General features: G+C 39.6%; 19 protein-coding genes, 1 tRNA gene and 1 pseudogene. 6 read left to right on the top strand and 15 right to left on the bottom strand.

Annotated features, from left to right (window positions below; genetic code table 11):
• The first annotated feature begins 323 nt into the window (after positions 1 to 323).
• The 3 genes from H5187_RS03405 to arsJ all read left to right on the top strand — a co-directional run bounded on the left by H5187_RS03405 (position 324) and on the right by arsJ (position 3,512).
• On the top strand, positions 324 to 1,166 hold the full coding sequence (locus H5187_RS03405; RefSeq protein WP_145238748.1) for a metalloregulator ArsR/SmtB family transcription factor: 843 nt from the start codon (positions 324 to 326) through the stop codon (positions 1,164 to 1,166).
• Between the two features lie 99 nt (positions 1,167 to 1,265).
• Positions 1,266 to 2,276, top strand: coding sequence for an ArsJ-associated glyceraldehyde-3-phosphate dehydrogenase (locus H5187_RS03400; RefSeq protein ID WP_145238745.1), 1,011 nt, complete (start codon positions 1,266 to 1,268; stop codon positions 2,274 to 2,276).
• A gap of 6 nt (positions 2,277 to 2,282) precedes the next feature.
• Entirely contained in the window at positions 2,283 to 3,512 is a 1,230-nt protein-coding gene (arsJ, locus tag H5187_RS03395; RefSeq protein WP_182719229.1) for an organoarsenical effux MFS transporter ArsJ, read from the top strand.
• Here arsJ and H5187_RS03390 read toward each other — a convergent pair.
• Positions 3,506 to 4,273 carry an EAL domain-containing protein gene (locus tag H5187_RS03390; RefSeq protein ID WP_064668622.1) on the bottom strand — a complete coding sequence of 256 codons (768 nt, stop codon included), beginning with the start codon at positions 4,271 to 4,273 and terminating at the stop codon, positions 3,506 to 3,508. The two genes, arsJ and H5187_RS03390, sit on opposite strands and share 7 nt — an antisense overlap.
• A gap of 226 nt (positions 4,274 to 4,499) precedes the next feature.
• On the opposite strand from H5187_RS03390, the gene H5187_RS03385 reads away from it, so the two are divergent.
• Complete coding sequence (locus H5187_RS03385) at positions 4,500 to 4,919, top strand: hypothetical protein (protein WP_182797547.1); 420 nt, start codon at positions 4,500 to 4,502, stop codon at positions 4,917 to 4,919.
• A 61-nt stretch (positions 4,920 to 4,980) separates the two neighbouring features.
• Here the strand turns inward: H5187_RS03385 and H5187_RS03380 are convergent, their stop codons facing one another.
• Together H5187_RS03380 and H5187_RS03375 are read right to left on the bottom strand one after the other, a co-directional pair.
• Positions 4,981 to 5,148, bottom strand: coding sequence for a hypothetical protein (locus H5187_RS03380; protein WP_182719231.1), 168 nt, complete (start codon positions 5,146 to 5,148; stop codon positions 4,981 to 4,983).
• A gap of 8 nt (positions 5,149 to 5,156) precedes the next feature.
• A complete protein-coding gene (locus tag H5187_RS03375) occupies positions 5,157 to 5,882 on the bottom strand; it encodes a zeta toxin family protein (protein ID WP_182797546.1) in 726 nt (241 codons plus the stop codon).
• 108 nt (positions 5,883 to 5,990) lie between these two features.
• Between H5187_RS03375 and H5187_RS03370 the strand changes: the two are divergent.
• Positions 5,991 to 6,443, top strand: a pseudogene (locus H5187_RS03370) (site-specific integrase); the annotation flags it as partial.
• A 10-nt stretch (positions 6,444 to 6,453) separates the two neighbouring features.
• Here H5187_RS03370 and H5187_RS03365 read toward each other — a convergent pair.
• The 7 genes from H5187_RS03365 to H5187_RS03335 all read right to left on the bottom strand — a co-directional run bounded on the left by H5187_RS03365 (position 6,454) and on the right by H5187_RS03335 (position 13,730).
• Positions 6,454 to 8,175, bottom strand: a complete 1,722-nt coding sequence (locus tag H5187_RS03365; RefSeq protein ID WP_182797545.1) for a DUF6119 family protein — start codon at positions 8,173 to 8,175, stop codon at positions 6,454 to 6,456.
• A 184-nt stretch (positions 8,176 to 8,359) separates the two neighbouring features.
• Positions 8,360 to 8,436, bottom strand: a tRNA-Ile gene (locus H5187_RS03360).
• 282 nt (positions 8,437 to 8,718) lie between these two features.
• Positions 8,719 to 9,069: a low molecular weight protein tyrosine phosphatase family protein gene (locus tag H5187_RS03355; protein ID WP_182779363.1), complete on the bottom strand. Its 351-nt coding sequence runs from the start codon at positions 9,067 to 9,069 to the stop codon at positions 8,719 to 8,721.
• Positions 9,069 to 9,725: a peptide chain release factor H gene (gene prfH, locus H5187_RS03350; protein ID WP_182797544.1), complete on the bottom strand. Its 657-nt coding sequence runs from the start codon at positions 9,723 to 9,725 to the stop codon at positions 9,069 to 9,071. The genes H5187_RS03355 and prfH overlap by 1 nt, the downstream gene beginning before the upstream one ends.
• A gap of 2 nt (positions 9,726 to 9,727) precedes the next feature.
• Entirely contained in the window at positions 9,728 to 10,912 is a 1,185-nt protein-coding gene (locus tag H5187_RS03345) for an RNA ligase RtcB family protein (RefSeq protein WP_182797543.1), read from the bottom strand.
• Positions 10,913 to 11,524: 612 nt separating this feature from the next.
• Positions 11,525 to 12,175: a hypothetical protein gene (locus H5187_RS03340; protein WP_182760536.1), complete on the bottom strand. Its 651-nt coding sequence runs from the start codon at positions 12,173 to 12,175 to the stop codon at positions 11,525 to 11,527.
• A gap of 370 nt (positions 12,176 to 12,545) precedes the next feature.
• Positions 12,546 to 13,730, bottom strand: a complete 1,185-nt coding sequence (locus H5187_RS03335; RefSeq protein WP_145238710.1) for an NAD(P)/FAD-dependent oxidoreductase — start codon at positions 13,728 to 13,730, stop codon at positions 12,546 to 12,548.
• Between the two features lie 324 nt (positions 13,731 to 14,054).
• Here H5187_RS03335 and H5187_RS03330 point away from each other — a divergent pair, with 324 nt between their 5' ends.
• Complete coding sequence (locus tag H5187_RS03330; RefSeq protein ID WP_182797542.1) at positions 14,055 to 16,181, top strand: S8 family peptidase; 2,127 nt, start codon at positions 14,055 to 14,057, stop codon at positions 16,179 to 16,181.
• 108 nt (positions 16,182 to 16,289) lie between these two features.
• On the opposite strand, the gene H5187_RS03325 is transcribed toward H5187_RS03330, so the two are convergent.
• The 5 genes from H5187_RS03325 to prlC form a co-directional block, all read right to left on the bottom strand.
• Positions 16,290 to 16,763, bottom strand: a complete 474-nt coding sequence (locus tag H5187_RS03325; RefSeq protein WP_145238704.1) for a peroxiredoxin — start codon at positions 16,761 to 16,763, stop codon at positions 16,290 to 16,292.
• Positions 16,764 to 16,868: 105 nt separating this feature from the next.
• Positions 16,869 to 18,794, bottom strand: a complete 1,926-nt coding sequence (locus tag H5187_RS03320; RefSeq protein WP_182759951.1) for a methyl-accepting chemotaxis protein — start codon at positions 18,792 to 18,794, stop codon at positions 16,869 to 16,871.
• Positions 18,795 to 18,915: 121 nt separating this feature from the next.
• Positions 18,916 to 19,671, bottom strand: coding sequence for a class I SAM-dependent methyltransferase (locus H5187_RS03315; RefSeq protein ID WP_182797541.1), 756 nt, complete (start codon positions 19,669 to 19,671; stop codon positions 18,916 to 18,918).
• Positions 19,672 to 19,728: 57 nt separating this feature from the next.
• On the bottom strand, positions 19,729 to 20,910 hold the full coding sequence (locus H5187_RS03310) for a two-component system response regulator (RefSeq protein WP_182759952.1): 1,182 nt from the start codon (positions 20,908 to 20,910) through the stop codon (positions 19,729 to 19,731).
• Between the two features lie 126 nt (positions 20,911 to 21,036).
• Positions 21,037 to 23,088 (bottom strand): oligopeptidase A, encoded by a 2,052-nt coding sequence (gene prlC / locus H5187_RS03305; protein WP_145238693.1) that lies wholly within the window; start codon positions 23,086 to 23,088, stop codon positions 21,037 to 21,039.
• Positions 23,089 to 23,211 lie beyond the last annotated feature (123 nt).

Here is a 23,211-nt window from a genome sequence, read left to right as displayed (position 1 = left end):
CTAAACTTAAGTTTTACTCGACTAACTGATTAACTCTTGCAGCTTAAGCGTTGCCTGCTGCCGTCTCAGTGGGGTCGCATTATAGGGCGCGGCGAATTTTACGCAAGCGTTTTTTAAAGAAAACTATAAAAAACATGCCTTACGCTTGCTTTTTAGCCAAGATGCTTAAAAACACATCTAAAAAATAGATAATCGCTATTGTTCAATCCTTCTAAAATAGGGTTTCACATTCATATACGTTGATATTAATAACACTAGTATTGTATATATGAAATTTCATATATACACTTAATGGATATTGTCAGTCAGAATATTTAATTTACATGTCCCAAAGTAATAGCTCAAAGCAAAGTGTGCTCTTTCTGTGCACTGAGAATTCAGCCCGTTCACAAATGGCAGAAGTATTACTGAGAAATAAAGCGGGAGAGATTTTTGATGTTTATAGTGCAGGGATCGCTCCTAAAGATATTGATCCTAGAACAATTAATTGTTTGCAAAAGTTTAACTTGCCGATAACTGAGCTCAGCGCAAAACATATAGCTGAGTTTACAGATAAAACTTTTGATTATGTTATTACGCTATGTGAAAGAGCAAACAATGAATGCAGAGCTTATAAAGGCGCACTGTTGCAACTTGCGTGGGATATTGCAGATCCAAAAGTAATGGTAGGTTTAGAGCCCTTTGTCGCAACCCTCTATGAACTTGATAAACGACTGGATATGTTTATTGACGTACACGGTAATATTAATAACCTGCAATCACATCAGTATGTGCCACTATGTAGTAGTACCATCTCAGATCAAGATAACGAGTTATCGATAGATCCAAGCATATTTTATAAATGCTTAACTGATCAGATCCGATTAAAAACTTTAATGTTAACCAACTACTATGGCGAGTTATGTGTTTGCGAATTAATGGTAGCACTGCAAGAGCAAAGCCAACCAAAGGTATCGCGTAACTTAGCCGTATTAAAGAAAGCCGGCATCATTACAGATAGAAAGCACGGACAATGGGTGTTTTACCAAATTAATCCAAGATTGCCACAATGGAGCAAGACGATTATTAGTACAACCACTGAAAGTAATCTCCATCTGATCATCAACAGCCTTAAGCGATTAGCGACTATGCATAAACGACCTAATAAAGTGAGCTTTTGCAGTTAACGATAACTTTAATAAACACAGCACAATTTAACATTGGCTAACGTAATGAAGCGCTAGCTTTACCGCACTTACAACCCAACAATTAATCAGGATGTAATTATGACAGTAAAAGTAGGTATAAATGGTTTTGGCCGTATGGGCCGATTATCAATGCGCGCAGCATTTGATTGGCATGATATAGAAATTGTCCATATTAACGATCCAGGCGGTAATGCTGAAACATTCGCTCATTTAATGACGTTTGATTCAGTACACGGTAAATGGCATCACGAAGCAAGTCATACTGAAGATACTATTATAATTAATGGTAAAACAATTGCTTTTACGCAAAACACTAAAACAGAACAGACTGATTGGTCAAACTGTGATGTCGTTATTGAAGCGTCGGGTAAAATTAAAACCAAGGCACTACTGCAAGCTTACCTAGATCAAGGTGTAAAACGCGTTGTTGTTACAGCACCAGTAAAAGAAGAGGGTATTTTAAATGTAGTAATAGGTGTAAACGACCACCTTTATAATAAAGAGATTTACCCAATCATTACCGCTGCATCATGCACAACTAACTGCTTAGCACCAGTAGTAAAAGTTATTCATGAAAAGATTGGCATCAAGCATGGCTCAATCACCACCATTCATGACATAACCAACACCCAAACAATTATTGATGCACCGCATAAAGACTTACGCCGTGCACGTTCATGCGGCACAAGTTTGATCCCCACTACAACTGGTTCAGCTACTGCAATAACGCATATATTTCCAGAGTTAAAAGGTAAACTAAATGGCCATGCTATTCGCGTTCCGCTAACTAACGCATCAATTACTGACTGTGTATTTGAACTTGAGCGCGGTACCACCGTTGCTGAAGTAAATAAATTACTTAAGGATGCTGCTGAAAATGAACTAAAAGGCATAATGGGCTACGAAGAACGCCCACTGGTATCTATTGACTACAAAACCGATCCTCGTTCCAGCATCATTGATGCGCTATCAACCATGGTGATCAACGACACTCAAGTAAAACTTTATGTGTGGTACGACAATGAATGGGGCTACGCGAACCGAACTGCGGAACTGGTACGTAAAGTTGGTCTAGCTGACAAGGAATAATTAACCGTGGATCGATTCACAGCACTCTCCCCACAAATAAAACAATATTTGATCATTACCGGTAATTACTGGGCATTTACTTTAACTGATGGCGCATTGCGGATGCTCGTGGTGCTGTATTTTTATCAATTAGGTTACAGCCCACTTAGTATTGCTATGTTGTTTTTGTTTTATGAAATTTTTGGTGTGATCACCAATTTAGTGGGCGGATGGCTGGGAGCTCGATTCGGCCTGAATAAAACCATGAACATTGGCTTAGCATTACAAATTGTGTCTTTGGCAATGCTTATGGCACCTGTAGATACACTCACCGTAATTTATGTGATGGCTGCGCAGGCGCTTTCAGGGATCGCAAAAGATCTGAATAAAATGAGCGCCAAAAGCGCTATTAAGTTACTAGTACCAAAAGACGCGCAAGGCCAGCTTTTCAAATGGGTGGCTATTTTAACGGGTTCTAAAAATGCGTTAAAAGGTGTTGGCTTCTTTTTAGGTGGCGTACTGCTGACTTTGCTAGAGTTTCATGGCGCAATGCTAATCATGATCTGCATGCTCACTATGGTTTGGCTATTTAGTTTATTCGCATTAAAAGAAGACCTAGGCAAAGCTAAAAATAAAGCCAAATTTAGTGAGCTGTTCTCCAAAAGCAAAGCCATTAATGTACTCTCAGCCGCACGAATGTTTTTATTCGGCGCAAGAGATGTCTGGTTTGTGGTTGCCTTGCCTGTATTTTTAGCCGCAACCTTTGGTTGGGATCATTGGTGGGTTGGCGGCTTTATGGCAAGCTGGGTGATTGGCTATGGCATAGTGCAGTCTTTTGCGCCTCATATTACAAACATAATGAGTACAGGAAAAAAATCAGTTCAGGTGCCCTGTGGCCGTAGCGCTTTTTTATGGGCCAGTTACTTAACAGCTATACCGGCCATTATTGCCTTAGCTCTGCATTTTGACTTTTATATACAAGCATCCGTTATTATCGGTTTACTGATATTTGGTGCGGTGTTTGCGATTAACTCATCATTGCATAGCTATTTAATTGTAAGGCTTGCTGATAGTGATGGCGTGTCACTTGATGTAGGCTTTTATTATATGGCCAATGCTATGGGGAGATTACTAGGCACTGTTTTATCGGGCTGGGTGTATCAACAATATGGACTTGAAGCCTGCTTATGGATCTCAAGCTGCTTTATTGCCCTAGCAGCACTGTTATCGCTGGCACTACCAAAGAGTAATCAATAGTCAATAAAATCAACTACTGGCAAGCTCTCAAAGCCTGGTTTAGCAAATAAATACCCTTGCATTAACTCAATACCTGCGGCTTTTAACCATGTATATTCTGCAAGGGTCTCAATCCCCTCTGCTAATGGGGTGATATTTAATTCACGAAGCATATTTAAGCTATGAGTCACTATTGATTGGCGTACTTTATCTGAATCGATATTTCGGATCAGCTCCATATCGAGCTTAATAATATCCGTTTGAAAATCGGCTAATAAATTAAGGCCCGAGTAACCAGATCCAAAATCATCCAGAGCTGTTGTAAAGCCTAGAGATTGATAATATTCAACCACTCGCTTAATGTGAGCACTGTCTTCTATTTTCTCAACTTCAGTAAACTCAAACATAATTCGTTGCGTCGGAAAGTTATATTTTTTAGCTGCTTCTAAGGTGGTACGAATACACCGCTCAGGCTTATAAATAGCATTGGGTAAAAAGTTAATGCTAAGCATAGAATCAACCCCTAACTTAGCGGCTAAAGCAATCGCTTTTATTCGACAGAACTGATCAAAAGTATAACGATTTTCTTCATTTACTTTTGCGATAACAGAATATGCAGACTCATTATTAATGCCTCGCACTAGAGCTTCATAGCCAAAGATAGAGCGCGTCTTACAATTTACAATTGGTTGAAATGCCATAGTAAAATCAAAGCCTAGGCCTTCTAAATCGGCACAGTCATTACACGATACCTTTTCACATTCAGTTAGTTTGTCATTCATTCAGCACAACCCATTTTTGTCTATTTTTTCATAGTAGTAGAGTTAAAAGCGAAAGCCAACCTTACTTTAACTATTGCATATAAAATCAAGTTCACTATGCAGATATTCCTTAACGCTGCACTTTGAAGAATAGAAAGTATATTTCAAGCCCCCAAATATGGAACGCTTAATGCATTTATTTTTTAAACCAAATAACTTGTCAACTTTTTGCCGCACGGGACACGCAATGAATCTAACAAATATACCTTCATCACTGCTTACAGATCCAAACTATTTAAAGCAAACACAAGCAGGCACACAGCAAACAAATGACAAAGAAAAACTAACTTCTTCCACTGAAGTGGAGAATAGCGATGAAAACACTACTGAAAATAAAACTGACAACGATGAGACTGTAGAAACTACACAGCAACAAATGATTAAAAACATTAAAGAACTACAAGAAAAAATACGCGCGCTTGAAGCTGACAGCAGCCTTACCAAAGCAGATCAACAATCACAAAAAGCTGAATTACAAAAAGAGTTAGATCAAGAACTTGTTTCAATCCAACTTAGCGTAAAAAAGAACGTATCAACTTTGATGGGAAGTTTATTTTCGTCAGCAGGCAACACCAGCTCAGGTTTATTGTTTAACTATAGTGCTTAGAATTACTTTCTAACTAACACTCTCAAAACTAAAAAAGTCCCATTGCGGGACTTTTTACTAATTATTTTTGGATAGCAGACGCTTTATTTACAAGCTGCACTTGAGAGGTAATAGCGCGATCAATAACTTGGCTATAAACTCGCTTCTTCTCGCTTGAGCTAGAATCTAGCACAAAATCTGAAAGCTTAGAGTTTTGCGTTGGCTTTGGCTTTATTAAATTTGAAAACATAAACACTCCTAAAGCTCGTTTTTTGAGCTGGATGGTGATTCTATCAGGCTCTGTAGATCTTCTCTAGTGAATTTTTCATCTAAATGATGCTCTATTGCCTGAACATTATCGTGATAAAAACGTGTTTTGCCCTTATTATTTTTAACTAATAAATCCACTTGAATTTGACTACCGAACTTGAGCTTAAGTTCCCTTATAACCTCCTGAGAAGCAAAGAACTGATCAATAAAGGTATCAGCTAGAATTCTACGTCCCTCTAGCTTTTCTCTTGCCTCAACGAACTCCCAAGCCAGCTCTGGTTTTTGATATACAAACAGAATTAGTACTTGCCTTTCCTTACGGATAGAGCGTTCAATATTCTTTTTTGCAACATCATAACTTGCCAAAGTTCCATCTAACAAAAAAGACTGCTTGTTTTTAAACGCATGATCAAGTGTTCTCTCAACAATAAAAGATACAGCACGATGAAATAAATACGAGTTATCACCTGTATAACCAGGTATTAGTTCTCTTAACTCATCTGGATCAAGCCTGAGTACATTATCAGCACCAATTTCGTCTAAAAAAGCTTTTGAAGCTTCAGTTTTTCCTGCGCCAGGTGAACCTGCCATAAAAACAGAAACCGGCCTGGTATCGGGAGGAAACTGGTTTTTGTCTGTTAACTCGCGAGCTATACGAGTCCTATTACTTTTAGCATAGCTTATTGCCTGTCGTTCTAGTTCTTCTGGTGCCATATAAAACCTTAATCATCTCTATTCATTATGTCACTTAAGTAGTTATTCGCAAGTGATTCAAATTCAGAATATACCCTAGGGCTCTTCTCGTTTTTTTAATGGCAAAAAAAATCACACGAACTTTTAACAATAGCCAGAGTATCAGAGCGTAAAGCAGACAAGCGACCAGCTCTAGACTGTAAATGGCTTGGTCGAGAAGGTTGTATTTATACAGTGAAAGGCAAAGGCGGCCTAATCCGTGATGTACTAATACCGAATGCATTAGCTACACAGTTAGAAGAAAGGCGCTTAGCACAGCCTATAACGGTTCGTGATAGAGAAATTAACTATTTGCAACGCTACAATATTGGTGGAGGCCATAAATGGTCATGTTCATTTTCAAAAGCATCTAATCGCGCTCTATTTTTTTCTAATGGTGCCCATGGCCTTAGACATAGCTACGCACAAGAAAGAATGGATGAGCTAAAAAACTTGGGTTTAACTAGAGCTTTAGCTCTCGAAACTGTATCGCAAGAGCTCGGTCACTTCAGGGCTGAAATTACTGAGGTTTATTTAAGGTAAATAGTTGCAGCTATTTCGAAGTTGTAAAGTTTATAACTTTAACGGGCACCATGCTTAAACTCACATTGCTATATTTTAAGACCCTTCTTAACCTTTCATAGGTCATTTTTAATTCATATTTAGCCATTAGTGGCAGACTATTTTTGTCAGGTTTTATTTTTGTTTTATCGTACAGCAACCACAGACCAACAGAATAATCAGTTCCAAATATTTCTTCAGGAATCTCTTTGATATGGTCTAAAAATAAATTTTTCTGTAGATGCCCTGATTTTTCAATATAGTTTCTTATTTGCTCAATAAACTTAGGATCAACTAAAAAAGATTCACAATAAAATCGGGCTTGAGAGAATAAATAATTAATTGAGCTACACCCTCCATACTTTTTAACATGGATTATATTGCCTTTCCCTTGACTATCAATTTCAAAAATATCACAAAACTCTTTATCCTTTCTACCTCCTCCAATTTGTAATTTAGCCTGATCAAATTTTATTGAATCAGGATTAAGGTCGCAGTATTTTTGATTAAAATTTTCTTCTCTATTTTGTTTGAGTTTTCCACATGAGATATCTATATTTTTATAGCTGTTTGATATATCAACTTCTTTCAATTCTTTATTGATGAAGTTATTAATTGTTTCATAAAAATCATCATCAACTTTTCTCCACTCACCATTAGAAAGAACATAACAGGATTCATCTGCTATTTCGGCGACAAGACATTCATACAGAGACCAATTTTTATAACTTAATATTTTGTTTTGATCATGTGAGTATGCATAAATATTTTTGCGACTCAGGCTACTTAACGATATTTTACTGATATCTTTAAAAACAACTATTGCTAAATCATCAACGCTAATATGGGAAAAAATTTTATTTTCTCGCTTATCTGAATTCGAGTAGGAAAAGCTATACTCGTCATCTGGTATGAACTCTGGAATAGCTAAATGTATTTTAGAAAAGTCTTCGACTTGAATTAACTTCAAAAGTTTTTCATCAAGCTCATTTTTCACTTCTTCGGAAACTGGAGATAAATTGGGATAATTCGGGAACAAATCTTTGTAAGCTTCTGAATTGTAAGCTTCTAGGTACTCATTAAAATTAGAAATCAAACGTTCCCAGTTAATCTTATCATCACCAACAACTTTAACTGTTAGATTATTTTTACCTTGCAACGTAACTTTTTTATCATCTGAGTGGTGTGCTGATAAATAGCTCAGTAATTCAGTTTCTGACATACCAAAGTCAAATGCATCCGAAGGCTTACTTAATTGACGGTCAATCATTTTTGTTGTATTGGAGTGCACTGAACTTTTTGCCTGCCTAACTTCTTGATTACCGCATAAATTCATAGCTACTTTGATCCCAAAGTCTGGCTCAAATAAGTTTTTCTTTAACCAGCTTCGACCACGGGTCCCAAATGCGGCAGCAAAAACACGATCGTTTTTCATTACCAATAATAATCCACTTGGACGTAAGGATGAGATTGTGAAATTAATTTCGGAACCACCCTCTAGCTGTGAATTAATAAAGTCCAACCATGGCGGAGGTGATAAGTCTGATTTTATTTGATGACAATAAAACTCGCAGTGACAACCACCAACCTCAAAGCTTCTAACTTTAAAAGAGTCACTTTCTACCTGCGGCATTTTTTCAACATCAATCAAATCACTAAAAATTTTACCTTTCTTAGATAAATAAAGTGATATCTGTCCTAACTCGTTATCCATAGCGTTCCCTACTGTTTAAATAACACCTTACTAGGAGTATCAATTTATAAAAACAAATATGCAAACATTATTGGAACGCAAGTGAGGTTACACGATTATATTAATTTGCTATATTGAAGAGTAGCACAGAGGTAGCACAGAGTAATTTCTGTTAGTAGGTGTTTACTTGGGAAGCTTGTAAAAGTGGTGGCCCCTCCCAGACTTGAACTGGGGACCTAACGATTATGAGTCGTGTGCTCTAACCAACTGAGCTAAGGGGCCATTTTGTATTAGCTTATGTTTTAAAAAAACAAAGCTAAATTTTTGAAGCGTTTAACCACCTAAGCGACTAAAGCGGGTTGCAGTATAAAAAGTTTTTACTGGCTTGTCACTAGCAAAAACCTTTATTTTAACAATCAATAAGCTAACTGCTTAAATAGTAGTCGCAAAAAGCTTTTATTGGTGACTAAAGCCATTCACACGAGTACTTGTATCATGTAGGAACGACTTTAGTCGCGAATGTTTTATCTTGTTCGTACCGATTCACAAACAAGATAAAAAACGCTACGCTAAAGTTAGCGCTAAATAGCTGCCAACGCTTTGTTTTATAATACTTACTAACTCGTTATCCATATATTGGTATTCATCAGCAATATCTAATACTTGAATATCTTTATACGTTAATAAATGTCCAAATTGCGCTTTAAGTCTATTTTTGTGTTTTTGCTCCATAACAAATATGACATCAGCCCACTGCATCATTTTGGCATTCACTGTTCTCTTTGCATTAGGGCTGGTGCCTGCTGAGCTAACAGCGAGCTCTGGGTGATTTCTCCATACTTGCTCAGCCGTTGAGCTTCGCCACTGATTGCGACTACAAATGAAAAGTACATTTGTCTCTTTATGTTCCTTCATTAATTATGTACTCCTTTATTAACTGAGCAGTCACGGTTTAAAACAAACTTTTCACCAGTGAATGTTTTTACAGGGTTACCACGCTCAACTTCCCAGTGCTGCTGCCAACGTGCTGTTTCTTGCTGAGTCATTTTATCCAACGCTACTTGCTCTAGTTTTTGAAACAACAACACACTTGCTAAACGCTTATTGGCATGTTGACTGCGCTCACTCTCAACACGTACCGAAGTCCCCGTTGCTGTGTGAGTTGCTCTTACCGCTGAATCAGTAGTATTAACATGTTGACCGCCAGCGCCAGACGCGCGGCATGTTTGAAAAGTTACGCCTTTATCAAGCTTACTTTCATCAATATCGAACAGTTGCCCGCTAAAAAACCAGTTTTTACGTTTATGCTTAAGCCGATACTGACTTTGACACACCCACAACATAGTACCTTGCCATGACTGAGCCAATTGCTTAGCCGCGCTATCGGCTGTTGAATCAAGTTGCAATAAAACCGACTTTAAACAGCCTCGTTCGGTTGCGCTAATAGCCTCAACAATCTCGAGTTCTATGCCTTGTGCGAGGCATTGCTTTTTAATCATTTTTAACGCTAAACTTACAGCTTTACAGCACTCAATAGGTCCTTGCCCTGCTGATAATTGCAGTAATATCATGATCAACAACCTCCATTTGTTTTGAAGGTTAAAACTGGCCGTAACTTAGCGACCACTTCTATTAACCCTGCATCAACCATATCACTTATAACCGTTTCGCACTTTTTGTATGCTTGTGGGGCTTCGTCGTATAGCAATTCTTTATTACCACAAATAACTCTGCTGCCTAACGCTGTACGATATAAATCTTCGCGCTTATATTTATGACCTAATCGGCCATGGCATTCACCGCGCTGCCATTTTCGCCCCGCGCCGTGTGCAAGCGAAAATAAACTGGTATTGATACTTTCCTGCACTGTTAGATCATTACCACTTAACTCTGTAAATACAGGTTTTACAAGATAACTGTAATCGCCACGAGAGCCTGGGATCACTACATAGCCTTTATCACTCGGTGTAGCACCTTTTCTGTGTAACCAGCCATCGCAACCGTCAATGTTTTTAGCCGATACTAAATTATGGTTAATATCTAAGGTACACTCACCATTTGCTCGTATAGCCTCTAAAAACCGCTTAGCGATCAGCTCACGATTAAGTTCAGCAAAGCGCACCGCTTCATCATGCTTGCTCATGTAATCTTTAAAATCAGCATCACCTTCACATAAGCCATCGTGATTATGACCCGCTATATGTTCAACCAATATTGATTGCCCTAACCCACGCGAGCCTGAATGAACCAATAATTGAAGATGCTTTTTACTTAGCCCTAACTCATCTAAGGCACTTTGATTGTATATCTCATCAATAGCTTGAAACTCAGCAAAATGATTACCTCCACCAATGGTACCCAAGGCACTATCATAACCCTTGGTAGTAATATTTTTTGCCGCTTTGTTACTTTCTATGATTGAGAACCAACTTTCATCAAGTGGCAGCTCAATATGTGTAAATTTTTTGGCAAGTTTATCTAGATTTACTTTTGCTACTTTGGCTGTGGTTTGCCACAGCGCCATACCACAGCCAATATCGTTACCCACTAATGCAGGGTAAATTTTGTTGGTAGTGAAAAATGCAGCCCCGATAGGATACCCTCTACCTGGGTGTAAATCAGGCATGCCCGCAACGCGTTGCATACCATTTAGCTCTGATGTTTTGATCAGTTGCTGTATCGCCAGCCCCTCAATCCACGTATCAGCAGACGCAATAAGGCTAACTTTATCAGTTATTTTTTGGACGGATTTGCCCATAATACCAATTCCTTTTTCTTTGTTAGAAAAATAGGATTAAAACGAAATACGAATTGGCAGGTCTGGATCTATTTTGAAATCAAACGAAAGGAACGCGTTTAAACGCAATGCTTACCTAAATGTACTTAATATATAAAAGCGTGTTTAAGTAACAAGTTTCTTATCGGATAAGACCTGCAAAGGATGTTGATGTAATTGTCATAGTATTTTCTCCTTCACAGTTAGTTGATGAATCCAACACTTAGGGTAAGTGCTGAACAATTGAACGAGCGCATGTTAATCAGTTTTTGAACATAAAGCAAACAAAAATTATGGCGTGTTTTATGTGCTTCTATATTTTATATATATGTTGTTACACGAGTATTTGCCCGAAGTAGGTATTTTAACTTACATACATGTTCTGTAAAACGAAGTGATTGAACAAGAAAACAAGGATAAAAGTAACCATTAACTAGTTAGTAGGAAATTTTGCGATTAACTCAGGTACTATGTTGAGGTAAGGGTATAAGTTCTTCTTTGAGCTGAATTGGTTAACTCCATGTTTGTCAAAATAGCTGTCTTAACAAAATTTGTGCCAGCTCTTTTTTATTTCTAATAACTTCCACACCGTAGTCACTTTTTATCTAACCATTTGTTCATAGCTTGATCGTAGGCGTCGGTTACTTTTGTTTTAGCACAAGTGGTGCCTACTAAGTAACTATCTGGTAGGTCACTTTTTGGCATTACACCAGCTCCTATCGATACCTTTTTAAAGCAGTTATCTCCGAGGCGATAGATAGTTAATTGCATGCTTTGCTTTTCAACTTTTAATGGGTCTATGCTGGTTTGCTGGTGCTCCTTTGGCACTGTAATACGCTGTGGTTGTGCTAAAACTTGTGACGTTGGAGGTGTTGATCGGAATGTATTTTGCTGTTGCTTTAGTATGCTCTTTAAACCTAATTTAAGGTCTATTTTTTTATAGCTGTTAGAGTCTGTTTGTGCCTTGGGCGTTACAGGCTTTATTGTTTTTTTAATTTTTACAATCGTATTTGCAGCAGGAATAATTGGTTTTTCAAGCTTTTTCAACAGCGTGGCTTCGTCGTGCTGGTTGCTCTTCTTTTCTATTCTAGGCAATGACTTAGGCAACGCCATACTAACCATGTATGCTTTAATTGGGGGAGTGTCTGTCACTATTAATTTTGGGGTTTTAACACTCATTAATATTGAAAAAATTATCCCGTGGAGCAGTAATGAAATAATAAAAGGCCAGCGCCACGTTGTCACAATATTTGTTCCCTAAACAATAAGTGTTCCCTATAACACTAATTTAATATGACCACATAGACGCTGCAAAGTTCCAAATATGAACATTTTGTTATTATTTGACTTGGCATTAAAAAATATTCAAACACTTGTTTTAAAATGACTTTCATATTTTTTATGTTTGCTTCAACTCAAGATACGTCTTTAGACGAAGTAGCTAATTGGAAGTAGGTAAGAACTGATGAGGTTCTTTTTTGATTTGCAAAAGAACACAAAATAGGTGTAATAAGAATTGTGTAACTGCTCATTATCTATAACCTTAAATCAGCTAGAGAAATGAGCATGTTGTAGCATATCTCACTACGGGCAAACTTTATTGTCGCTGCACAAGCTAACAATACTGCCCTGCTGCAAAGCCGCAGCTCCAAGCATATTGGAAGTTATAGCCTCCTAGCCAACCGGTTACGTCGGTTACTTCACCAATAAAGTACAGCCCTTGGGCTTTTTTCGCTTCAAAGGTTTTTGAGCTAAGTTCGTCGGTGTCTATACCGCCTAGAGTTACTTCCGCTGTGCGGTAACCTTCGGTGCCGTTGGGTTTAATTTGCCAGTTATGAATGTAATTAGCTAGCTCGTCAATTTGGCTATGGGTGAGCTGATTTACATTGCAATCTGGAATGGCTTTACTCTCATGCAGTATTTCAATAAAGCGTTTTGGCAAAATAGTCGCTAGGCTATTTTTTAATGATTTTTGTGCTTGGGTTTCTCGCCATGTTGCTAATTGCTCTGTTAAATCAAGCTCTGGTAACAGGTTTATAGTCACTGCTTGCCCTGCTCGCCAAAATGAGCTGATTTGTAATATAGCGGGGCCTGATAAACCACGGTGAGTAAATAGGATGTTTTCTTTAAAACTTGTGCCGTCTTCACTGCTGACGATACATGGCACGCTAATACCCGATAACCCTTCAAAGCGGTCCTTATCATGTTGGTGCAAGGTAAATGGTACAAGTGCTGCCATGGTCGGTAATACTTTTAAGCCAAATTGCTCAGCAATTTTATACCCTATTGGTGTTGCGCCTAGTTTTGGCATAGTTAAGCCACCAGCGGCAACAACGAGTGACTCACAGCTGTATGACTGTTGTTCTGTGATCACGAGATAGCCAGTAGCGGTTTTTTCAACGCTAAGCACTTCGTTACGCAGCGCAACATTAACACCCGCCCACTCGCACTCAGTTAGCAAAATATCAACGATATCTTGTGCGCTATTGTCGCAAAATAACTGCCCAAGGGTTTTATGGTGATACGCCAAACCGTGTCTGTCCACCAGCTCAATAAAATCATGCTGGGTATAACGGCTTAAACACGATTTTACAAAGTGTGGATTACCACATAAATAGTTTTCAGGGCTGGCGTTTTCATTGGTGAAGTTACAACGTCCGCCGCCGCTGATGAGAATTTTACGACCAGGCTTTTTGCCCATATCAAGCACTGTAACACTGCGGCCACGGTATCCAGCTTGTGCTGCACACATTAAACCTGCGGCTCCGGCACCGATCACTATTACATCTACTTGGGTCATTTGTTCATCTCATGAGGAAATTTTTGCAATTGTAGCAAATTTAAAAGTACAAACTGAGCGGTATTTCACTATTTTATTATTAACAACAAAGTGTGAAAAAATAAATGTTCACCTCACCAGTCTACAAATTAATTAATACTTTATAACCACTACAACGACATAATAAAAGTCATAAAATCGTATTTAGCCATATAAACATCCCGATATAACTAAAATAGAGACATTAATAATAAAACGTTATTTTAACTATTTTAACAGATCATTTACTTTTGTTCCCCTTCACGACAATTCATCGTGAAGCTTAATAACAATCTAGGGATAATTATGACAACAAGAAAAATATTTAAAAAATGCGCTGTAGCGCTTACTGTGAGCGCGATATTTGCAGCGACATCAAGCATGGCAAATCCTAGCGAAGCAATAACACCATCTATTGCTGACATAACAACAAAACTACAAAGCCAAGATCCTCTCGGTACACGCTTTATCATCAAGTATAAAAATAATAGTAATGATATGGCAACATTTTCGATTGCTGATACTAGCCCACAAATGATGAATAAAAAGGCCCAAGGCTTTGTTAAAAACTTTACCAGTAAAAAAGGAAAAGTTAAGGCGCAATATATCCGTGCAATGGCATTGGACAATCATCATGTTATGCGTGCAAATAAAAAACTAAGCGCTGACGAAGCCCAACAATATATGCAAGAAGTAATGGCTTCAGGCAATGTTGAATACATTGAAATCGACCAGATGTTAAAACCATTTGCAACTCCTAACGACCCTCGTTATGACGACCAATGGCATTACTATGAGCAAGCTGGCGGGTTAAACCTTCCAACTGCATGGGATACCGCAACAGGTAGCGGTGTAACAGTGGCAGTATTAGATACTGGTTATCGTCCACACATTGATCTTAATGCCAATATTTTACCTGGCTACGATATGATTTCGGATACATTTGTCGCAAATGACGGCGGCGCACGCGATAGTGATGCACGCGATCCAGGTGATGCAGTATCTGCCGGTGAGTGTGGTAATAATAACAGTGCACAAGGTTCAAGCTGGCACGGAACCCATGTTGCAGGTACTGTTGCAGCCGTTACGAATAATGGCGAAGGTGTTGCTGGTGTTGCTTATGATGCTAAAGTTGTTCCGGTACGCGTACTTGGTAAATGTGGTGGTTTAACATCTGATATTGCCGACGGTATTATTTGGGCTTCAGGCGGGTCAGTTTCTGGCGTACCTGCTAATGCTAACCCTGCTGATGTCATCAATATGAGTTTAGGTGGCAGCGGCTCTTGTAGCTCAACAACACAAAACGCGATTAACCAAGCACGTAATAACGGCACTGTAATTGTCATTGCCGCAGGTAATGATAACGACAATGCTAACAACTATAACCCTGGTAACTGTAATGGCGTAGTAAATGTTGCATCGGTTGGTCGTAATGGTGGGCGAGCTTACTACTCAAACTATGGTACATCTATCGATGTTGCAGCACCTGGTGGTGCGCAAAGCTTTGCTAATGATTCAGAAGGTGTTTTATCTACACATAACTCAGGTTCATCAAGCCCTTCTAGTGACAGCTATCATTACTCACAAGGTACATCGATGGCAGCACCTCATGTTGCTGGTGTTGCTGCTCTTATTAAACAAGCAAAGCCAACTGCAACGCCTGATGAAATTGAAAGCATATTAAAATCAAGCACTCGCTCATTCCCTGCCACATGCAATAACTGTGGTACTGGTATTGTTGACGCTGCAGCCGCAGTTGCTGCTGCAAGCGGTGGTACTACACCACCCGTTGGCGGCAGTGAGTTACTTGATGGCCAAGCTCAAACGGGCCTAAGTGGCGCTGCGAGTAGTGATACTTTTTATACAATGACTGTACCAAGTGGCGCAACTAATGTGACTTTCACTATGAGTGGCGGAACGGGTGATGCAGATTTATATGTACGCTCAGGTAGTAAACCCACTACATCAACTTATGATTGTCGTCCGTATAAAGGGGGTAACAGCGAAGAGTGCTCTATAGACAGCCCAACTGCTGGTACATATCATGTGATGGTACGTGGTTACTCGGCTTACTCAGGCGTGAGTTTAGTTGGTAATTTAACAACCTCTGGTAACACAGGTAATCCACAAGCAGGTGGTGGAACTGTATCTGATATTTCAGCTAATGCAGGGCAATGGAAACATTATACCCTTGATGTTCCAGCAGGAATGGCAAGCTTTACCGTAACAACGTCTGGTGGCTCAGGTGATGCAGATTTATTTGTTAAGTTTGGCAGCCAACCAACAGGCTCTAGCTATGATTGCCGCCCATATAAAAACGGTAACGCAGAGACATGTACGTTTAGCAATCCTCAAGCAGGAACTTGGCACATGAGTGTGAATGCTTATAAAACCTTTGCCGGTTTAACGCTTGACGCACAATACCAGCCTTAATTAGCAATAAGGCATAGGGTTTGTATTAAACTCTATGCCTATAAGTGCTATTTGCCAGTTCCCTTGGTAACTTTGGCCGAATAAAAGTTCGGCTTTTTTAGCTCTTTTTTAAAGCTTTTCAAGTACCGCTTCTGCGCGACTTACTGCAAACTCTTTATCTTGTTCAACAAATAAACCTGTGACTTGCTGATCTTCAACAATCATTGCATAACGCGTTGAGCGTACACCACCAAATGCAGCAGTGTCTTTATCTAAACCAAGTGCTTTGGTAAAGCTAGCATCGCCATCGGCAAGCATCTCGATTGCTTGAGCATTATGTTGCTCACCCCATGCTTTCATTACAAACGCATCGTTTACTGATACACAGTAAATAGCGTCAACGCCTTTGGCTTTTATTTTATCTGCTAGAGTAATAAATTCAGGTAAATGTGCATTTGAACACGTAGGTGTAAACGCACCTGGCACTGCAAATAACACCACTTTTTTACCTGCAAAAAGTGTTTCATTGGTAAGTGTTTGCATACCGTCGTCAGTAAGCTGTGTAAGACTAACGGCTGGTAATGTTTGACCTTGAGAAATCATGATATTTCCTTTTAAAGTGATGGGTTTTGAACAACACCAAAATAGCACAAAAGCGCAACCAACCCTAACATCGAGTTGCGAGTAATTGTGCCTTTGCAAGCAAAGTTACAATCCTAAACTACTGCGAATAGTATGCATTTGCTGCTGTAAACGCTGATGAATATCAGCCACTAATAAACTGGATTCACTCACCTGCCCTTTCATACTTTGCATTGACTGGCTGAAGTTCTCTAACAATGAGTTTTGCTGCTTTGCCAACTCCATGGCATCAAAAGCGACTTTATTTGCATCCTGTGCATTATGAGCTACCCCTTCGGAGTTTCGTTTCAGCTCTTGGGCATTATCGGTTTGCAATTGAGCATCATCAGCTAATGCTGATATTTGCGTTGACACCATAGTTGAGTTTTCACTCAATAGATTGAGCTGGTTATTAATATCACTCAGCGAACCTTGTGTTTGCCGAGCTAACTTGCGTACTTCATCTGCAACCACAGCAAAACCACGGCCATGTTCACCTGCGCGCGCTGATTCGATCGCAGCATTGAGTGCCAGCAAATTAGTTTGATCTGCAATATTGCGGATCACTTCAATAACTTTCCCTACATCTTGTACACCACTGAGCAACTCTTGCAAGCTATGTAAACCTTGCTCCACCCGCTGTTGTGTATTTGAGCTAGCACTGAGCATGTTTTGGGCAAACCCTAAACTTTGCTCCATTGCTGAAAACGTATGCTTGGCGTTATCTGCTACTTTGCCGTTTATATCGTTTACTTGCTCACCAATATGTTGAATATCAGCCAATAATTCTTGATTTTGTTCAACTTGATGATGACTGGCATCTGTTTGCTGACTTATCGTATGTAGATGCTCGCTCATTTCTTGCATAAAATCGTTAATCACCTTGAGCATTTGTGCACGCTCTTCAGCCTCTAACCGTTGACGCTCAATTAACTGGTTAAAGTAACTAGCTATTTCACCAACTTCTGTTTTTGAGTTACTACTTTCAATATTTTTTAATTCGTTACTTTCGATTAAAAATGCAAAGCCATCACGTAATTGACGAAGCGGGGTTAATACTTGATTTCGCTGTACAAAGTAAACACCAACAGCCAATACAACCAACATGCCAATGGCAATACAAAACACTACAAATACTCGCTGCTTTAACGTACCTTGCTGAATTTTAAGTTGCTGCTCAGCATTTATCACCGTGTCAGAAAGTGTACTGATCTGTTTGCGCAGAGCCTGTATGCCTGTTTGACGCTGCTGAGCTTGTGCAATGGTGTTCTCTAAATCACGTGGGTAGCGGTTCGGCCAGCTTCTTAGCTCAGCCTTAATTTCACCTGCTAAATCTTCGGCTTCTTCATCTATAAACAAACTATCTTCATCAACTTCACTCATAACGCCCAAGTTTTCAAGCTCGTCAATCTGCTTTGCTAAACGGTTTAAGTTAGCAATACTTTGTTGTAAGTTGGTTTGTGTGTCTTGATCAAAACTAAGCATTAGCTGATAAGTAAACAACGACAAATTTGTCACTTCGCGGTAGTAATCACTGGCAAGCTGATAATAAGCCTGAGCGTTAGTATTTTGTTGCCCTGCTTTGTTAGCATAACCAATTAAAGAAGAAGCTGAGCCCGCCATTTGCCTAAGTGCATTATCAAGTAATGCTGTTTCATTACCTGACAGTTTACCTAAAGCACGATACTTACCTTTTATATCAGTATCGAGTTGGCTTAATTGCAGATCTAACTGTTGTTTTAAATCAATTGGTAAAATAGCAAGTTGGGTGTCTTTTACTTGGCTAATTAAATCCGACGCTTTCCCTAAATACTGACTATCGCCCTGTGCTAAGTAATCTTCTAGTAAGCCTTTTAAATCAACGAGTATTTTATTTTTTAATTGATTATAAGATTGGTCTTGTTGTTCGAGTTTAACTAAGGTTTGACTTGCCCAGTACAAGGTTCCGCCTAACAGCAGGCTAGCCAATGCCAGCAAAATAGCCAGCAACCGAGTGAATGATGACACGCGCATGAAATTAAATTCCTTTGGGTAACTGCGCGTACACTATTAACTATTTATGACAGTTTAATGAAAATCGATATGAAACTCTTATAACTTTATGGGAACAAAAATAAAAAATACGAATAAAGCCTCACACCATGGCGGCTTTGACATACACATCAAAGCGATTCTTTTTGGTTTTAATCTGCATGCTAGGCGTCTGATTATTTAAAAATGGTGCGTAATCAGGCCGCTTAACAACCACTCGCTTACTAGCCAGTGGGTAGGCAAATGCGAGTAAGTCATCAGCATCATTATCTGCGCCAACCAAGTCTTGAAACACCCGCATTTCTTTTTTAACCAGTGCTGACTTTTCACGGTGTGGAAACATTGGATCCAAATAAACTACATCTGGCATACTTTCGCATTGCGCGAGTAAGGTATGACTTGAGCCAAACACTAGGCTCATGTTTTGCTTCATCCACGGACCAATTTCATTATCGCTATAAGCACGTTGCAAACCATCATAAAGTAATGCTGCAACAACCGGATGGCGCTCATGTAAAATCACTTTACAACCCAGTGATGCTAACACAAAACCATCACGGCCAAGCCCTGCGGTCGCATCTAGAACAACGGGGGTCGCTCCTTTATTTAAACCCACCGCTTTAGCAATTGATTGCCCTTTACCGCCACCGAATTTACGCCGATGAGCAACAGCCCCAGTTACAAAGTCAACGCTAATAACGCCAAGTTTTGGTTCATCGGTTTTTCGTAAGCTTAAGCCTTGATCATCATAATGAAGTGAAAAGCCTTCGCTTTGTGCCGCCCACTCAGCGAGCCCAAAACGCAGCTCAATTTCATTAAGATAAGGACGTACTTCTTTAAAAGGACACTGTATAACCAAAATAAACTCCGACCGTAAATAGCTTGCGAAGTATATCAATTGCTTAACGCTATAGCACTAAAATAGCTCAATATCAGTTTGCGAAGTAACGTCTTGAGAGTGCTCTGACGCGGCTGTGTTGCTCAAGCTTTCTATCAATTCGCTGCGCGATTCAATAATGTGATTGAGCTGATGCTTAATAAAAGCCAAGTCATCATTCAAAATAGTTAACTGTAATTGTGTTTGCTCTAATTGCTCAACCTGCAATGCCAACGCTTGGTTCGCAGCAAAAGCGGGATCTTGCTGCATAAGTGCACGTAATTCAGATAACTGAGTTGTCAATTTAGCTACGGCTTCTTCACGCGCCTCGCTACTGACAAATAATTGCGAAGAAAGCTCATTGAAAGCATTACCAACCGCATGCGCTTGGGCTAGCGCCATTTCCTTTACTTCCATATCTTGAATTTTGGCATTGGTCACCTCCAAAATATGCGGGAATAAATCTTTATAGCGACCATACAGCACAACATCATCTAAAGGCATATTTTTAATTAAAATAGACACTTTAGGATAATTAACAATAGTACGACTACTAAAATCAACAAAGCGATTAGAGTAACGGTGCTTTTCTAATAACTCTTGCTCTAACGGACAAACACCACCGTCATCAGTACACACAACTCCTACATCTTGATACCAAAATGCCACAACCACATCGAGATTCAGCGGTCGGAAGAATTCAAAAAAATAGGCCGATAATGATTGCACATCATGGGCGTGATAGGTTTGCCCAACATAACGCATTATGCGCCCCATATCGCCGGAGTCAGTCATGGCGATTTCAGCAGTGCTCTGCGCGCGCGCAACATCATTTTTTAACTTAATAGAATGCTGACGATATTGATACAACACCCGAATACGCGCCATTAATTCTTCTGCATTAAAGGGCTTTACAATGTAATCGGCAGCACCGGCATTATAACCTTTAACACGTTCTGGTAATTCGCTTTTACCCGACAAAAACATCACTGGGGTATCTTTGGTTTGCTCATTACTTTTCAGCTCACGACACACTTCGTAGCCTGTTTTACCCGGCATTTCAACATCCAATAAAATAATGTCAGGGCTATATTTATAAGCTTGCCTTAAACCTTCTTCGCCATTTTTAGCATGAATTAACTGACAAAACCCCGCTAATGATTCCTCTATTACACGATGAACATATTTATCATCATCAATCGCCAGTACCAGTTTTGTCATGCCCAATTCCTTTTTATTAATTACTTAAAAAAGCATAGTACGGAGCCCTGATTTTGCGACAATTTATTACTCTAAATAGTAAAAAAGCGCCAAACGGCGCTTTTCAAGATTAAATATACGTAGTGCTTAAGCTGCAATACCACTGTGGCGCAATAGTGCATCGACACTTGGCTCACGACCACGGAAGTTTTTAAACAACTCCATTGGCTCTTCACTGCCGCCTTTTTCTAAAATATGCTGCATAAAGGCTTGCCCAGTTTCTGGGTTAAAAATACCTTCTTCTTCAAATTTGGAAAACGCATCAGCTGAGAGCACTTCGGCCCATTTATACGAATAATAACCTGCGCTATAACCACCAGCAAAGATATGGCTAAAACCATGTTGAAAACGGTTAAACTCTGGTGCTTTAACAACTGATGTATGGCTACGTACTTCATCTAAACGCGCTTGAATTTGGCATTCTTCACCCGCTTGATAATCGTTGTGAATTCTAAAATCAAATAACGAGAACTCGATTTGACGCAGCATTTGCATGCCTGAGTTATAGTTTTTAGCTGCTAGTAGTTTATCCAATAACTCTTTAGGCAATGACTCGCCCGTTTCATAGTGACCTGAAATAAAGTTAAGTGCTTCTTCTTCATAACACCAGTTTTCTAAAAACTGACTTGGCAGCTCAACGGCATCCCATGCAACACCATTAATACCCGCAACTGGCGCGGCATCAACTTGGGTTAGCATATGGTGAATACCATGGCCAAACTCATGGAATAAAGTGGTGACTTCATTATGAGTAAACAGTGCAGGCTTATCGCCTACCGCTTTATTAAAGTTACACACTAAATACGCTACAGGCGTTTGTAACTCGCCATTGGCGCGTACTTTGCGACCCATGCAGTCATCCATCCACGCACCACCGCGTTTGTGATCACGCGCGTATAAATCAAGATAAAAACGGCCACGCAGAGTATTGCTACTGTCGTAAATTTCAAAAAAGCGTACATCTTTATGGTAACTATCAATGTCTTTTAACTCTTTAACACTAATACCAAATAAACGATTTACTGTTTCAAACAAGCCGCTTAGTACTTTATCTGCGGGGAAATACGGGCGCAGTACTTCGTCTGATATTGCGTATTTCTCTTGCTTAAGCTTTTCACCGTAATAACCATAATCCCACGCAGCGAGTTGCTCAATGCCATGTTTTTCTTTGGCGTAAGCTTGCAGCTCAGCGAGCTCTTGCTCAGCTTGTGGTTTAGATTTAGCGGCTAAGTCTTCTAAAAATGAGAATACTTGCTCTGGCGTTTCAGCCATTTTAGTGGCTAATGATTTTTCAGCATAACTGGCAAAACCTAATAGTTGCGCAATTTCATGACGCAGCGCGAGTTCTTCACTCATGATCTCAGAGTTATCAAACTGACCAGCGTGTGGGCCTTGATCAGATGCGCGTGTTGCAAATGCCGTATACGTCTCTTCGCGTAATTCACGGTTATCAGCATAAGTCATGATCGGTAAGTAAGACGGGAAATCAAGGGTAAATACCCAGCCGTCCAATTCTTTGCTTGCTGCTGTATCTGCCGCTAACGCTAACGCCGACTCAGGTAAACCTGCGAGTTCGCTTTCATCAGTAATGTGCTTTTGCCAAGCCAATGTGGCATCCATCACGTTATTGCCAAATTTAGCCGCAAGTTCTGATAAACGTGCGCTGATCTCGCCGTAGCGCTTTTGCTGCTCAGGCGCCAAGGCGATGCCCGATAATTCAAAGCTACGCAATGCATTAGTAATAGTTTTTTGTTCAGCCGTACTTAACGTTTTAAACTCATCGCTGTTGTGCAGTGCGTTGTAGGCTTCATACAACCCTTGGTGTTGACCAACAAAGGTTGAATACTCTGAGATAAGTGGTAAACATTGTTCGTACGCTTCACGTAATTCATCGCTATTAACTACGGAGTTCATATGCGATACCGGAGAAAACATTCGCGATAATTTATCGTCAACTTCTTCAAGAGGTAACACTAAGTCCTGCCAAGTGAATGATTTATTAGCCAGCACTTCGTCTATTTTAGCGCGGCATTCGCTAATACCCGCTTTTAGCGCCGGCACAACATGCTCTGGCTTAATTTTTGAAAACGGTGGTAAGCCTTCAAGGCCTATTAGTGGGTTATTTTGTAAATCGCTCATGTTAGCTCTCAAATCGTTTCGAATATGATTTTTAAGTTGGGGCGTACGTCTCGAAATACAAGGGGCTTTTAACGGGTCTGCCATGTGTTATTATCAGAGAAATACGTTTTATATAAACTTGAG

This window comes from Pseudoalteromonas sp. SG44-1 (assembly GCF_014164315.1).
Classification (GTDB): domain Bacteria; phylum Pseudomonadota; class Gammaproteobacteria; order Enterobacterales; family Alteromonadaceae; genus Pseudoalteromonas; species Pseudoalteromonas rhizosphaerae.
The sequence above is the reverse complement of the archived record's forward strand: the minus strand, read 5'-3'. Positions and strand labels throughout refer to the sequence as shown.

Excerpts from the sequence above, each read along its gene's own strand:
- prlC (WP_145238693.1), bottom strand. The coding sequence starts at position 23,088 with ATGAGCGATTTACAAAATAACCCACTAATAGGCCTTGAAGGCTTACCA.
- H5187_RS03400 (WP_145238745.1), top strand. The coding sequence starts at position 1,266 with ATGACAGTAAAAGTAGGTATAAATGGTTTTGGCCGTATGGGCCGATTA.
- H5187_RS03365 (WP_182797545.1), bottom strand. The coding sequence starts at position 8,175 with ATGGATAACGAGTTAGGACAGATATCACTTTATTTATCTAAGAAAGGT.
- H5187_RS03390 (WP_064668622.1), bottom strand. The coding sequence starts at position 4,273 with ATGAATGACAAACTAACTGAATGTGAAAAGGTATCGTGTAATGACTGT.
- H5187_RS03310 (WP_182759952.1), bottom strand. The coding sequence starts at position 20,910 with ATGACAAAACTGGTACTGGCGATTGATGATGATAAATATGTTCATCGT.
- prfH (WP_182797544.1), bottom strand. The coding sequence starts at position 9,725 with ATGATATTACTGCAATTATCAGCAGGGCAAGGACCTATTGAGTGCTGT.
- H5187_RS03380 (WP_182719231.1), bottom strand. The coding sequence starts at position 5,148 with ATGTTTTCAAATTTAATAAAGCCAAAGCCAACGCAAAACTCTAAGCTT.
- H5187_RS03320 (WP_182759951.1), bottom strand. The coding sequence starts at position 18,794 with ATGCGCGTGTCATCATTCACTCGGTTGCTGGCTATTTTGCTGGCATTG.
- H5187_RS03325 (WP_145238704.1), bottom strand. The coding sequence starts at position 16,763 with ATGATTTCTCAAGGTCAAACATTACCAGCCGTTAGTCTTACACAGCTT.
- H5187_RS03375 (WP_182797546.1), bottom strand. The coding sequence starts at position 5,882 with ATGGCACCAGAAGAACTAGAACGACAGGCAATAAGCTATGCTAAAAGT.
- H5187_RS03330 (WP_182797542.1), top strand. The coding sequence starts at position 14,055 with ATGACAACAAGAAAAATATTTAAAAAATGCGCTGTAGCGCTTACTGTG.
- H5187_RS03335 (WP_145238710.1), bottom strand. The coding sequence starts at position 13,730 with ATGACCCAAGTAGATGTAATAGTGATCGGTGCCGGAGCCGCAGGTTTA.
- H5187_RS03405 (WP_145238748.1), top strand. The coding sequence starts at position 324 with ATGTCCCAAAGTAATAGCTCAAAGCAAAGTGTGCTCTTTCTGTGCACT.
- H5187_RS03385 (WP_182797547.1), top strand. The coding sequence starts at position 4,500 with ATGAATCTAACAAATATACCTTCATCACTGCTTACAGATCCAAACTAT.
- H5187_RS03345 (WP_182797543.1), bottom strand. The coding sequence starts at position 10,912 with ATGGGCAAATCCGTCCAAAAAATAACTGATAAAGTTAGCCTTATTGCG.
- H5187_RS03355 (WP_182779363.1), bottom strand. The coding sequence starts at position 9,069 with ATGAAGGAACATAAAGAGACAAATGTACTTTTCATTTGTAGTCGCAAT.